Here is a 13,856-nt window from a genome sequence, read left to right on the forward strand (position 1 = left end):
GCCGGCGACGGTTTCCGGTAAAGTTTTTTGCACCTTTAGCGGTTGTGGGGGCAAAGACCAATGGCAACGATCGTTCAGAAATATGGCGGCACATCGGTCGGCTCGATCGAGCGGATTCAGGCCGTGGCGGCTCGGGTGATCGACACGGTGAAAGCGGGAAACTCCGTGGTGGTGGTGGTTTCGGCCATGGGCAAAACCACCGATGGGCTGGTGGCCCTGGCGCGGGAAATTAGCGACCAACCCAGCCGCCGGGAAATGGATATGCTGCTTTCGACCGGGGAGCAGGTGTCGATCGCCCTGTTGAGCATGGCGCTACAGGCGGCGGGGCAACCGGCCATTTCCCTGACCGGCGCGCAAATTGGGATCGTCACGGAAGCGTCCCACACGCGGGCGCGGATTTTGAGCATTGATCCCGATCGGCTGCGTCGCCACCTCGATGAGGGCAAAGTGGTGGTGGCGGCGGGCTTTCAGGGAATCTCGAATGCCGATGATTTGGAAATTACCACCCTGGGGCGCGGCGGCTCGGACACGTCGGCGGTGGCCCTGGCGGCGGCCTTGCGGGCCGATGCCTGCGAAATTTACACGGATGTGCCGGGGGTGCTGACTACCGATCCCCGCCTGGTGCCGGAAGCGCAAATCATGGCGGAAATTTCCTGCGATGAAATGCTGGAGCTGGCTAGCTTGGGGGCAAAGGTGTTGCATCCTCGGGCGGTGGAAATTGCCCGTAATTATGGTGTGCCGCTGATTGTGAAGTCGAGCTGGACGACTGATCCCGGAACGCGGGTGGTGTCGCAGCCGGTGGGCGATCGCCCCTTGGAAAACCTGGAAATTGCCCGGCCGGTGGATGCCATTCGCTACAACACGAACCAGGCGCAAATCGGTTTGCTGCGCGTGCCCGATCGCCCCGGGATCGCCGCCAAGCTGTTCGGGGAGCTGGCCAAGCAAGCGGTGGATGTGGACTTGATTATTCAGTCGATCCACGAGGGCAACACCAACGACATCGCCTTCACGGTGACGGAGCAGGAAGCCGATCGGGCTGAAGCCATGGCCGGGGCGATCGCGCCGACCCTGCGGACGGAACCGACCCGCCCGATGGAAACGGAGGGAGCCGAAGCGGAATTGGTGGTCGATCGCCACGTGGCCGAAGTCAGCATCTACGGCGCGGGCATGATCGGCCGGCCCGGCGTGGCGGCCCAAATGTTCAAGACCCTGGCGGACGCGGGGATCAATATTGAAACCATTTCCACCTCGGAAGTGCAGGTGGGTTGCATCATCGCTCCCGGCGACGACGCGGCCGATCGAGATTTGGAGGCGCTCTGTCAGCGGGCGGTGGCGGCCCTGCGCCATGCCTTTGAGCTAGACACCGATCAGCTTTTGCCGGAGGTGCTGCCGATCGAGCAGCCCGCCAGCCCCGAGGAGCCGCCCGTGCGCGGTGTGGCGCTCGATCGCAACCAAAGCCAAATCGCCGTCCGCAACGTGCCCGATCGCCCCGGCATGGCGGCCAAAATCTTCGAGCTGCTAGCCGAAAAGAGCATCAGCGTCGATACGATCGTCCAGTCCCAGCGGCGGATCGTCGTCAACGGCTCCCCCACCCGCCACATCGCCTTCACCACCGCCGCCACCGATGCGGAAGCCGCCCGCGCCGTGCTGCTGGCCGCCGGTCAGGAATTCGGCTGGGGCGAAGTGGTGGTGAATGCCCAAGTGGCCAAGGTCAGCGCCGTCGGGACGGGGATGATCAACCGACCCGGCGTGGCGGCCCAAATGTTCAACGCCTTGGCGGCCAAGGGGATCAACCTGCTGATGATCACCACGTCGGCGATCAAGATCAGTTGCGTGGTGGAACAGGATCAAGGCGTGGAGGCGCTGAAGGCGGTTCACGAAGCCTTTGATCTTTCGGGTGAATACCAAGCCAGCAACGTCCACGGACTGACCCCGGCAAAATAGGCGAGCAAAATCGTCCAGTTGCGGAGCGTGCAGCGCCAAATGCCCTCACGCTCCCAGCGCCGGGCCGAGGTGAGCACCCGATCGGGCAAAATCCGAATCCGCCACCCCCGCCGCCGAATCGATCGCATCAGGGCCACGTCTTCCATAATCGGAATTTCCGGGTAGCCGCCCAAGGCCATAAAGGCCGATCGCCGGATAAAAATCGCCTGATCCCCATAGGGCAACCGGGTGAGGCGCGATCGCACCGAAGCGATCCGGGCGATCGTTCGCAAGATCCACCGGGACGAGGCGATCGATAAGTCAAATGCTCCTCCTACCACCTTGCCGAAATTGGGCGCACGGCGGTGCGCCCCTACGGTGGGTGTTTGTTTTAGGGCTGTTGTGATTTGGGTAAAGGCTGTTGCGGGTAATTGCGTATCGGCGTGCAGAAATAGCAGGGTTTCCCCTCGGGCGATCGCCGCGCCTGCGTTCATTTGCAGCCCCCGACCCCGCGCCGCCGTGATGCCCCGCACCGGGCGATCGCTTGGCAAATACTGCAAGGTTGACCCCGCCCGATCGCCATCCACCACAATCACTTCGTAGGGAATTTGTTCGGCAATTGCTGCTAAGTGATCGAGTGTTTTTTGAATCCGTTCCCCTTCATTTAGAACGGGCATAATCACCGAAAGGGCGATCGGCTGTCGAAGTTTTGCCAGCGTTGCTATTGACCGTTTCAGGTCTAGATTTTGCTGATTTATTTGCCAGAATCGATCTAAATCGGTTGCGTGATCAATATCGTACCAATGGGGCAGAATTGCGACCGGTTGGTTAGCTGATTGGAACCGGGCGATCGTCTCCGCAAAAACCGTTTCGGTACTCCAAACCATGTTTTGAAAAATCTGGGAAAAATAGCGATCGCGCCGAAACCCCACCAAGCAATAACCCCCATCTTCCGTGGGGCAAATCACCACGCCCGTTTCGCTCAACGCTTCAGCCGCCTGGGTCAATATTTCATCGGGTAAATCGGGGCTGTCGCTACCGACCAGCAAAACCTGATCGCTCCCCTGCCCAAAACAAGTTGTGAACGCCCGCGCCATCCGATCGCCCAAATCCCCCTCGCCTTGGGCCATCAGTTGCCGATCGTCGCAGCCCAACCAATCCCGCACAGTCGATCGCCCCGAGTCAGGCGCATAGAACACGCGGAGATCGGCTTGCTGGCGATCGGTAAATGCGGTGAGGCGATCGAACCAGTCCCGCCCCATCGATCGATAAAATTCCGTCGCGAAATCCGCCCCGATCGTTTTGGCCAGCCGCGATTTAACCTGACCTAATTCGGGCGCTTTGACAAATAGGGCGATCGTTAGTTTTAAATAGCTCAATGCAAATAATCCCCATTTGGATGGTTAGTTACCCAACAATAAGGAAACTACACTACAAATGGGGCAATTTAGGATGTTGATTTTGTCCTGGCTTAATCAAGCATTTAGCCAGTTAATTACCGACTGATTGATTTTCTAAATTCAAGCTTCAAAATACTTTAACTTGAGTTTAATGCACAGAACCACCACTCTGTTGCTTCATCGAGACTTAGGCACATCATAGCCAGATGGACAGGTTAACCCACCTGATGTGTCACGCTCAGGAAATTTAATAGACCCACTAGTAAATTTTTGAGATTGACAGAGTTTTCCCTGAGCCTGGTTGGCGATCATGAAAACACCTCCAGAAATCGTAGGGTAGTCGCCCTTATACAGTGGTACTGCTGAAACATGAACAGTATCACTGTCCACGAGTCTCATGTTAAACTCGTATCCCAAAATCTTCATGTTTGAGTTCTCAAGCTGCTCTAGCATATTTCCTGATACATAAGCTGATGAAAATCCTCGATACTTATTAGTCAGTTCAGGAAAACTATGCGGAAACCTGCCTTCTTCCACATAGAAAGACTGAACGCTCCTGTTGATTACTCCAAAATACGTTTTTGCACCGCTAGTATTTGATTTCTCTTGTTGTTGTTCTTTGATCGTAGTCAGAAATCCAAGATATGCTGCGCCCCATAGAATCACGATCCCAATGGCGATTCCGGCACCAATAATGTTTGTTTTCTTGATTTGCTCTTCAGATTGCATGACTTGGAATGAAAGATAGTATTATTGGCGATAATAATTTCATACCCAAAATGGAATCACATATCCACTACAACCAATCAGAATCTTTACTATGACAGATCAGTCTGCATCGATTCGGCATCCATCAGAAATTTTTGTGGAAGCGGCTGAAGCCTGGGATCTGAAGCTGCTTTATCAAGATCTGTCTTCAACTAAGGGCAAACCCTTGACACCCACTGAGAAAGTCCACTTGAGAGGGATTTTGTGTGGAAATAGCCCAGGGGAGATTGCAGATCAGTTACAAAAGCAAGCCAATGGCGTAGAAACAGACCTGGCTGCCACTGTGTATCGCTACGTCAAAGAGCTAGTGGGGCTGGGAAATACCAAACTGAGTAGCTGGCGTGAAGTTCCGCAACTGCTTGAATCGGCTGGATATAAGATCCCCCAGCCCGCTCAATTGCGCGATGTCGATCCCAATGCAAGCACAATCAACATCACCAATATCAATATTGAGCACAACAAATTAGTTTTTATGATTAAGCTTGAAATTCCTACCAAATCGCAGCAGGATGACTAGATTTAAGTTAATTGGGAAATTACCATGAGAACTTTAGAGCACAGGGATAATTGGGACGATGATTGCACTTCCCGGCGGATTTAGCGTCTCGGATTATTTGATACTTGAAGAGCAAAGTGATTTTCGCTATGGATATCGTAATGAATTGGCTTTTGTTATAGCTAATGAGAGTGAAAATCATCATGCAATTTGCACGAATTTGCTGAGTGCGATTCATAGACATTTGCGCCAAACCGATTGCCGGTTCTATGGCAGTGATGTGAAAGTCAGCTATGCCGATCGCTTCTTTTACTATCCCGATGCGTTCGTGACTTGTGATCCACGTGATCGCACCGATCGCTATGTCAAACGCTATCCCAAACTGATTGCGGAAGTGCTATCACCCTCTACGGAATTATTCGATCGCACCACCAAGTTTGAGGATTATCAAGCGATCGAAACCCTCGAAGAATATGTCTTAATTGATCAAGAAAAGATTGCTGTGGAATGTCAGCGACGGGTGGCGGGCGATCGCTGGGAAAGCCAAATCTATCAAGCGGGCGATCGAGTGGAATTAATCAGTATTGGCTTAACCATTGCGATCGAGGATCTCTACGCTGGACTCGATGAAATGCCCTAAGGATCACCACCCCAGACAAGGGGCTGAAGCCCCTTGCCTAACGGGATTCAACCATCAGAATTAGGTGGTGTATTCGGCGTTGATCTTCACGTAGTCGTAGCTGAGATCGCAGCCCCAAGCCTTCGCGGAGCCGGGCCCGTCGCCAATGCTGACCCCGATCGCCACCGTATCGGTTTTCAAATACTCACCCTCAGCGGCGGCCTTCAGGTAGTTGTGGGCTGCCATCCGATCGAACGCCAACGGTTGCCCGTTTTCCATCAACACAATGTCACCGAGTTGAATTCGCAGGTTGTTTTGGTCGAACTTCACCCCGGCGCGACCGGCGGCCCCGGCAATCCGGCCCCAGTTGGGATCGCGGCCGAAGATGGCGGACTTGGTGAGGGCGGAACCGGCGATCGTCTTGGCTACGGCGCGGGCGGCGGCTTCGTCGGGCGCGCCGCTGACGGCCACTTCAATCAAACAGGTGGCTCCTTCCCCGTCGCGGGCGATCGCCTTGGCCAGGTGGGTACAAACCGCCGTCAGCATGGCTTCCAGCTTTTCGGCTTCCGGGCCCCACTGGGTGATTGCCGGGGTGCGCGACTGACCATTGGCGAGGGCAAATAGGGAATCGTTGGTGCTGGTGTCGCCATCGACGGTGATTTGGTTGAAGCTGCGATCGCCCGCCCGCGAGAGCATTTCCTGCCAGAGCTGGGGCGACACGGCCGCATCGCAGGTGACAAAGGCCAGCATCGTCGCCATGTTCGGGTGGATCATCCCCGATCCCTTCGACATACCGCCAATTCGCACGGGGCGATCGCCAATCATGGTTTCCAGGGCGATCGACTTAACGACCAAATCCGTCGTCAAAATCGACTTTTCGGCGCTGGCTCCCCCCTCGTCGGATAGGGCCGCCACCACTTGCGGAATCCCAGCGCGCATCGGCTCCATTTTGATCCGCTGCCCGATTACCCCCGTGGAAGCCAGCAAAACGGTGTTGGGATCAATATCCAGTTCTTTAGCCAGCAATTGGGCGCATTCTTCCGCGTCGGCCGCACCGGCTGCTCCCGTAGCGGCGTTGGCTTGCCCCGCGTTCACCAAAATCGCGCGGGCGCTGGGCTTGGCTTGCAGGCGATCGCGGCAGTAGTCCACGCAGGCGGCCCGCACTTGGCTGGTGGTAAAAATCCCGGCGGCGATCGCCTCCACTTCAGAATAAATCAGGGCCAAGTCCGGCGCGCCTGAGGGTTTCAGCCCCGCCGTAATGCCCGCCGCTTTATAACCCTTAGGAGCCGTTACGCCGCCGGAAATCACTTGCCAATCTGCCATGATTCGATCGCCCTTTAACGATTGCTAAGTTGCCCAGAGTCCGGGCAATTGGGTGATTATAGCAAGGTCATTTCGGGCGATCGCGCTGCTTCTGTCACGGGATCACGATGCAAGTCTTGATGAAATTTGTCAGCGAGAGCTAATGAATAGCGCAAATATTAATCAGTTCTTGACTAACGCTTGACCAACGCTTGGGGCTAACAGGGTTGTGCGATCGCGCGCTGGATAAATCATTGTTTGATCGCAATTCATAGATTGTAATTCATACAATTTCAATTCCAGAATTGCTTGATCGAAATAGCCGATAGTTTCAGCACATTGCGGCAATTCCGAATCAATTTATTTTGGATTAATCGGTAAACGAATCAGAAATTGAGTGCCTCGCCCTAGTTCTGACTGCACCTCCAAAGTGCCGCTATGCTTTTCAGACACAATCTGATGGGCGATCGCTAGGCCGAGTCCTGTCCCCTTGCCAACAGGCTTGGTTGTAAACAGCGGCTCAAATAGCCGTTGCTTGACTAACTCATTCATGCCGATTCCATTGTCAGCAATGCAAACCGCAATTTGCTGATCGCTGGTGGTCTGAGTTGTAATTTGAATTTGCAGCCCAGAATCGGGGGTTTTGCCTTTCAGTGCGCTCTCCTCTAGGGCATCGATCGCATTGGCGAGCAAATTCATGAATACCTGATTGATTTGTCCTGGATAGCAAGGCAGTAGAGGCAATTCACCATAGGACTTGAGAATCGAAATCTCCGGACGATGATCACTGCTTTTCAAGCGATGTTGCAGAATCATCAGGGTGCTGTCTAGACCTTCATGCAAGTTCGCTGGGATTTTAGTTTCAGTATCAGCACGTGAAAAAGTGCGCAACGATGTGGAAATTCCGCGAATTCGATCGGCTCCCAGCGTCAGGGAATTGATAATCTTGAGGCTATCTTCAAAAATAAAATCCGGTTCCAAATCTTCCAAAACGGCGGCTAATTCTGGTGAAGGCTGCGGATGTTCTTGCTGATAGAGCCGCAGGATTTCCGCCATGTTGTTAATGTGCTCTCGCAGCGGATCCACATTGCTAGAAATGAAGTTGATAGGATTATTGATTTCGTGTGCAATGCCCGCAATCATTTCTCCCAAACTTGATAGCTTTTCCTGCTGAACAAGCTGCACTTGCATTTTTTGCAAAGCGGCTGTGCGATCATGAACTTGATGTTCCAAAGACTCCGTTAGTTTTTTGAGCTTGAGGTGAACCTGTAGTCGAGCTAAAACTTCTGTTTGATCAAATGGCTTGGGAATATAGTCCACTGCTCCTAGGGCAAAGCCTTTGGCTTTATTTTCCGTGTCTGAAAAAGCAGTTGTAAAAATAACTGGAATCGACCTTGTAAGTGGATTGGCCTTGAGGCGGCGGCAGGTTTCAAAGCCGTCAATACCTGGCATTTGGACATCTAGCAAAATGAGATCTGGAAGATTGCGATCGACCTGCGCCAATGCACTTTCACCATCGATCGCCACGCGAAAACGCAACCCGGCACTATTCAGCGCTTCTGATAAAACCGCCAAATTAGTTGGATTATCATCCACAACTAAAATAAATTCATTCGACGCAGATGCTGACATAGGCCATCAGGAGTTGATTTAATCATCCGGTGATTGGGAGAGACTATGCAAGCATTTCCCAAAATTTTCTAGATCTTCTTGAAGTGTTGAGGATCATTAAACCGAGAGAAACAAGCTCAATGACGAAAATGGTTATTGAGCTAAGTAGCGCTCAAGCAATGCTTGTAGTTGTTTAAGTTGAAAGCGAGTCGCCAATTGAGTGACTTGCTCAGAAAAAGGTGCCATGCTCGGGTTGGACGCTGCCAGTTCAGCAACCATGGATAAGATTTCTTGAGTATCACCGTCCATCAGGAGATCGTGCAACCGTTGCACAATTTCTGAAGCGGGAGGAATCACATCTTGGGTCTGAAGAGGTTCCGTTTTTGAGGCAGGATCAGGGATGGTGGCTTGCTCATAAATCCAAGTTAAGTTAAGTTGCTCTTGCAAAATTTGAAGCAGCACTTCAGCTTGGACTGGCTTGGGCAAAAACAAGTTAGCGCCCGCATCGATCGCCTCTTGCTGATTGCTTTCAAAAACACTGGCTGACGACGCGATCGCCACAACATTGCGCAAAGTTTCAGAGGCGCGAATTTGTCTGAGTAGTTGATAGCCATCCATGACATGCATCATCAAGTCCGTAATGATTAGGTCAGGAGCATGATTCAGTGCAGTTTCCCAACCATCTTGACCATTTTGGGCTTCCACCATTTTGAATCCAAGTGGCTCTAGGAGGCTAACAATCACAGAGCGATTCTCCCAACGATCATCTACCACAATGATGGTGCGTTGCTTGCCTTCATAACCCACAATTGTTCCTTGGTCAATTGTTCGAGAGGCAGTTGCCCATTCTTTGGCCTCCGGTAGCTGCACATCAAACCAAAAGGTACTGCCTTGGCCCAGTGTGCTCTCCACTTCAATTTGGCTACCCATTAAGGACACAATTTTTTGGCTGATAGCGAGTCCTAAACCAGTGCCCTCTGACTGCTTTTTGCTATTACCCACTTGCTCAAATGGCAAAAAGATCTTTTCTAATTGTTTTGGTGTCATCCCCACACCCGTATCCTCAACCTGGAATCGCAGACGGTATAGGGACGGATCATCGAGTTTTTGGGCTTGAACGCGAAATGTCACTTGTCCTTTATCAGTAAACTTGATTGCATTGCCGAGAAGATTAATCAAGACTTGGCGTAGTCGCTTCTCGTCGGCGCGAATCCCGATCGGCAGATCTGAATCAGCTCGATAGATAAAAGCAATGCCTTTTTGTTCAGCGCGAATCCGACAAATTTCGCCAACGCCTTGCAGAAACGAGGGCAAATGAAATTCGTTAATTGCCAGGTCAAATTTACGAGCTTCAATTTTAGAAAGATCCAAAATATCATTAATCAAGGTCAGTAGGTGGGTTCCGCACTGATGAATAATTTGGATGCCATCCTGTTCTTTTTTGCCCCAAGTTTTGGAGCGACTGAGAATTTGGGCATAGCCCAAAATGCCATTTAGGGGCGTGCGTAACTCATGGCTCATGTTTGATAAGAATTCGCTCTTGGCCTGATTGGCGGAATCTGCTGCGGCCTTGGATTGCTTGAGCTGTGCTTGCTCCGTGGATTGAACATAGACCAAAACGCCAATCAGCGTGCCCACGAGGAGCAAAACAACGATCGCAATGCCATCCAGTAGCTGAAGCTGAGATTCAATATTCTGGCGTGGAATCACCAGTGCCACAGACCATTGTGATTCGGTGAGTGGTCGAAAACCCACATAGCTTTCAAGTCCGTCAATTTTGACCAATTGAATGTCCTGCTGCCGATTGACCATCTGTTGGGCAATGTGGGCTAATCCTGCGTCTTGGGCAAGTACCAAGCTTGGCGCGGGTTTATCCATATTGGACATAAATGCTGAGTTCGGATGCACGATCGCCTCGCCCTTGGAATTGAGCACAAAGGCATAGCTGTGATCGCCATATTTCAACTGATTGGTGACTTGCTTGATCCGATCGATCGTGACCACCCCATGGATGACTCCAGCGGGTTTCTCTTTTGAGTTTTGATCTTTAAAAATAGGCGCGGCAACGGCCACACCAGGCACACGAGTGATCCGAGCAATCATGGGATCATCGACATAAATTTGCCCAGTCATTGCCTTCTGAAACCACCGGCGATCGCGCACATCGGCCGGCTTGGTTTTGGCAACAGTGCTTTGGCGGATTCCTGCTGCTGTGGTGAAGCCAAAAAACGAAAAATCTCCAATTCGTTGATCTTCTGCTTTGAGATAGGGACTGGCGATCGCCCAGTCCATCGATCGCACTACTCCAACGTTGGATAACATTTCCACGCGTGTTTTCAACAATGCCAACCAACTATCAATATCCTGGGACTTGTTGGTCACACGGGATAGTGCATCCTGCTTTAAATTTTCCAGTGTTGCTTGGCGCACAGTTTGATAGCTAATATATGCGCCCACGCCTACGAGCAGCGCCGTGCCTCCCACAATCAACCGCATCAGCAGGTTGCGAGACAACTTCAGGCTGAGGAAAGAACTAAGGCTTGGCAGCGTGGCTGCAAACTTTCGGTCGGTTGGTTGGGAGTGCAAAATCATAACGATCTGAAGTCGGTGGCAAGTGATTAGGTCATGCGCTCGGGCTGTGAAATTTGCTCTAAGTTATGAACAGCTAGAGTAACTTATTTGTTTCATTTCAAAGCAGATAGTAGCTCCCATTTCCCTTGTGTCATGAGGTTGCTTGCTGACTGCCAACTCTATCGGAGATTTGTAAAAATTTTGTGAAAGAAATTGATTGAGTGTAAAAAATTACACAAGAAAATATTCAAGTGTAAAAAATCGCACAGGAAAATCCGAGATCTTTACCCTATCAAAATAAATCCGCGATCGACTCTGTAAAAGTAGGCTGACTCAAGATAACACCTAATATTAGTTTTAGGCAGCAACATTACTCTGATTTCAGAACGAATGGCGGCTTTAAGCAGTGATTTGTAGCACTGACAGGCAAGACTGATTTAGATTTTTAGAACTAGTTCGTATATTTGCATTCATAGAACAAACTTCGGCGCTGTCTGCAAGGTGATGATTTCCAGTGCAAGATTGCTTGCCCAGACAGGCTACCGCCTGTTCCTCATTACTGAGTTGCAGTACTACCGAATTTTTTAATCAATTAATCTCTAAGAAAATGTCTGGAAAGTCCAAATTGCTACGCTGCACAGCCCCGTGATCAACGCAAACAAGGGACTTAGAGCCTGTCGTCAAATCACCTGAAACCCTGATGACCTCGTTCTTTAAACCAATCAGTCGTAGGGGCGGGGTTTCCCCACCCAGTTCCTGTGATCCTTGGGTGTTCCCAGGGATGGACAGGGTTGTGGCGATCGCCCGGGTTAGGGTTGGGAGACCCAACCCCTACGGTGATGGAAATGACGATCGGCCCTAAACCCTTTCTCCCTCAGCCATTGGTGCTCCACCATTGCCGCAAGTGACCGCTCAACCATCCACCACCGAGAGGATGGTTGACGGGCTGGGGTTGATCTAGAGGCTCATTCGCGATCGGTCGTGCCATGCAGCAAATCATTGACCGCTTGGCCCACATCCGGCTGACGCATCAGTGATTCCCCCACCAACACGGCCCCGGCTCCGGCATTCAGCACCCGATCGAGATCTGAACGATTGCCCAAGCCCGATTCACTGACCACCAAAATATCGCGCGATCGCAGTTGCTCACCCCGCGTTTCTAAGAGGGCGATCGTGGTTTCCAGCGTCACCTGAAATGTGGCCAAATCACGATTATTGATCCCCACCAACTTCACCCCATCCAGGGCTAAAACCCGGTCTAATTCGGCCAAGGTATGCACCTCAATCAATGCCGTCATTCCCAAGGCATTAATAATCTTCAAGAAATATTGCAGATCCGTATCAGTCAAGATGGCTGCAATTAACAAGATGGCATCGGCCCCGAGCGATCGAGCCAGATAAATTTGGTAAGGATAAAGCACAAATTCTTTACAGAGCAGCGGCAAATTAACCGCCTGCCGAATTTGCGCCAAATAATCGAAACTGCCCTGAAAAAACTCCTGATCCGTCAGCACCGACAAACAGGCTGCACCGCTAGCCTCATAGGTTTGGGCGATTGCCACCGGATCAAAATCCGCACGAATCACGCCCTTGCTGGGGGAGGCTTTTTTCACTTCCGCAATTAGCGCTGGTTGAGGGGCCGGCGGTTGACGCAATGCGGCTAAAAAGTCTTGAGGGGGCTGGGCTTCTCGCACCCGTTGCTGAAGTTTAACTAGGGGTAACGATTCCCGCAGCCGATCGACCTCTGATTCCTTGTGCCAAACGATTTTTTCCAAAATATGGCGAGGCTCGCTATCGGGCACACGCACTTGATAGCGCAAGGTGTCAACGGCAACGGCCGGATTGGGTTGAATGCGGCGAATTTGCATAGAATTTAGAAGCAGTGAATCGCTAAATGAAGAAAGGGATGAATTTTGCCGATTCTGATGTAGGCTAATGGGCATCGGAGCATCGATAGCCGACCAATTAAATGAGCCAATTCGCCAAACAGCAAAGTTGGTGCTTTAATTGGCAATTTGCTAACGGGCAATTTGTCCTGACCAAGGGAGATCAAAAGCGATCTTTGGGTTAGGGTTCAATGGTCGAAATGCTCTTGGTGATCTGTTGACCTTCATGATCGTTTGGACGATTGATTGCTTTAGCAATGCTCTCCCAGTAACGAGCGAGCCATTGCTTCAAGGCCCTGTAGGCCACCGCCACCCTCTCAACTGCTACTTCTCAAGATCCAACACCCAAGTCCAGTAGCGACGAATTTGGGTTCGATTGGCTTGCCCACTCGTCTTGGATTGAGCGGCCCTAATCATACGCGAAATCAGTTGTTGCCGGATCGATCGCCCCAGAACTGGCCTGAAATGCCTTGAAATCGCTCCCAGAGAATTTCTCAAGGAAATCTTGTAAAAAAACTGGTGATTGCTCTGGATCGCGCTGGAATCTAGGAAGCTGGAATCTGGGAAATCTAGATCATTCATCCCGTGGCTGATTCCATGAATGCCTAACCTAGGGATGCTTAACCTAGGAGATGAACAGTGGGACACCATGGGGGTGCGATCGCGATCGCTCAGACTGACGACAACGATCGACAAAGCCGCCGAGTACTGTCACGCGCCACGGGCTGAACCATCACTGGCTCGATCGGGCGATCGTGACACAATCAAAGTACAAAGCAATCCACCCAGAAAGCATCTATCCTGCATCCGTTGAGCGATGCAACTCCTACCTCTACCCTTCACCCAAAAGGGAGGTTCATCAATGTCTGTGCTACTCGTAATTGCCGTTTTGTTTGCGCCCGTTCTGCTGTCCTCAATGATGGTGGATGAAAGCTTTGATGAAGCCTTGGGTCATCCCAATCGCCATTAAAGCGATGTTTGTGTGGTTCCTGTTGGAATCCTAGTCGCAACTCATGGCAACATTGGCTGATCAAAGGCTGATCAACATTGGCTGATCAAAATCCGCTAATCACAATTGATTTGTTGCAGGAGTTAATGGTCTGTTGCAGGGGTGAATGAGCTTTCAGCAAATGGGCCAGAAATCATGGGCAGGAAGCGCCCCAACCCGGCTGAGACCAATTTCAACGATTGCATTCTGCACCACCTGCCAACTCCTAACGCCACAGCTTCGACGTTACTCAGATCCCCCTCAAGATTTCATCTACCGCCGCCCTTCAAAC

At 51.5% G+C, this 13,856-nt stretch carries 9 protein-coding genes; 3 read left to right on the forward strand and 6 right to left on the reverse strand.

The annotated features are described in order from the left end of the window. The first annotated feature begins 60 nt into the window (after positions 1-60). A complete protein-coding gene (locus ACZA91_RS18110; RefSeq protein WP_463183881.1) occupies positions 61-1,944 on the forward strand; it encodes an aspartate kinase in 1,884 nt (627 codons plus the stop codon). Here ACZA91_RS18110 and ACZA91_RS18115 read toward each other — a convergent pair. Together ACZA91_RS18115 and ACZA91_RS18120 are read right to left on the reverse strand one after the other, a co-directional pair. Next, positions 1,875-3,302: a TIGR04283 family arsenosugar biosynthesis glycosyltransferase gene (locus tag ACZA91_RS18115; RefSeq protein WP_463183883.1), complete on the reverse strand. Its 1,428-nt coding sequence runs from the start codon at positions 3,300-3,302 to the stop codon at positions 1,875-1,877. The genes ACZA91_RS18110 and ACZA91_RS18115 overlap by 70 nt on opposite strands. Before the next feature lie 198 nt (positions 3,303-3,500). After that, positions 3,501-4,052 (reverse strand): hypothetical protein, encoded by a 552-nt coding sequence (locus tag ACZA91_RS18120; RefSeq protein WP_463183886.1) that lies wholly within the window; start codon positions 4,050-4,052, stop codon positions 3,501-3,503. A 91-nt stretch (positions 4,053-4,143) separates the two neighbouring features. Here ACZA91_RS18120 and ACZA91_RS18125 point away from each other — a divergent pair, with 91 nt between their 5' ends. Together ACZA91_RS18125 and ACZA91_RS18130 are read left to right on the forward strand one after the other, a co-directional pair. Further along, the gene (locus ACZA91_RS18125) at positions 4,144-4,608 is read left to right on the forward strand and encodes a helix-turn-helix domain-containing protein (RefSeq protein WP_463183888.1); all 465 of its coding nucleotides are present in this window, start codon (positions 4,144-4,146) and stop codon (positions 4,606-4,608) included. A 58-nt stretch (positions 4,609-4,666) separates the two neighbouring features. Further along, positions 4,667-5,227: a Uma2 family endonuclease gene (locus ACZA91_RS18130; protein WP_463183890.1), complete on the forward strand. Its 561-nt coding sequence runs from the start codon at positions 4,667-4,669 to the stop codon at positions 5,225-5,227. A gap of 60 nt (positions 5,228-5,287) precedes the next feature. Here the strand turns inward: ACZA91_RS18130 and argJ are convergent, their stop codons facing one another. The 4 genes from argJ to trpC form a co-directional block, all read right to left on the reverse strand. Continuing rightward, positions 5,288-6,529 carry a bifunctional ornithine acetyltransferase/N-acetylglutamate synthase gene (gene argJ, locus ACZA91_RS18135; RefSeq protein WP_190529660.1) on the reverse strand — a complete coding sequence of 414 codons (1,242 nt, stop codon included), beginning with the start codon at positions 6,527-6,529 and terminating at the stop codon, positions 5,288-5,290. Between the two features lie 339 nt (positions 6,530-6,868). Then, entirely contained in the window at positions 6,869-8,140 is a 1,272-nt protein-coding gene (locus ACZA91_RS18140; RefSeq protein ID WP_463183893.1) for a sensor histidine kinase, read from the reverse strand. A gap of 132 nt (positions 8,141-8,272) precedes the next feature. Continuing rightward, positions 8,273-10,633, reverse strand: a complete 2,361-nt coding sequence (locus ACZA91_RS18145) for a hybrid sensor histidine kinase/response regulator (RefSeq protein WP_463183895.1) — start codon at positions 10,631-10,633, stop codon at positions 8,273-8,275. A gap of 1,022 nt (positions 10,634-11,655) precedes the next feature. Continuing rightward, entirely contained in the window at positions 11,656-12,558 is a 903-nt protein-coding gene (gene trpC / locus ACZA91_RS18150; protein ID WP_463183897.1) for an indole-3-glycerol phosphate synthase TrpC, read from the reverse strand. Positions 12,559-13,856: the final 1,298 nt, after the last annotated feature.

It is taken from the genome of Limnothrix sp. CMB-01 (assembly GCF_055193175.1).

Excerpts from the sequence above, each read along its gene's own strand:
- ACZA91_RS18110 (WP_463183881.1), top strand. The coding sequence starts at position 61 with ATGGCAACGATCGTTCAGAAATATGGCGGCACATCGGTCGGCTCGATC.
- ACZA91_RS18120 (WP_463183886.1), bottom strand. The coding sequence starts at position 4,052 with ATGCAATCTGAAGAGCAAATCAAGAAAACAAACATTATTGGTGCCGGA.
- ACZA91_RS18125 (WP_463183888.1), top strand. The coding sequence starts at position 4,144 with ATGACAGATCAGTCTGCATCGATTCGGCATCCATCAGAAATTTTTGTG.
- ACZA91_RS18130 (WP_463183890.1), top strand. The coding sequence starts at position 4,667 with ATGATTGCACTTCCCGGCGGATTTAGCGTCTCGGATTATTTGATACTT.
- argJ (WP_190529660.1), bottom strand. The coding sequence starts at position 6,529 with ATGGCAGATTGGCAAGTGATTTCCGGCGGCGTAACGGCTCCTAAGGGT.
- ACZA91_RS18140 (WP_463183893.1), bottom strand. The coding sequence starts at position 8,140 with ATGTCAGCATCTGCGTCGAATGAATTTATTTTAGTTGTGGATGATAAT.
- trpC (WP_463183897.1), bottom strand. The coding sequence starts at position 12,558 with ATGCAAATTCGCCGCATTCAACCCAATCCGGCCGTTGCCGTTGACACC.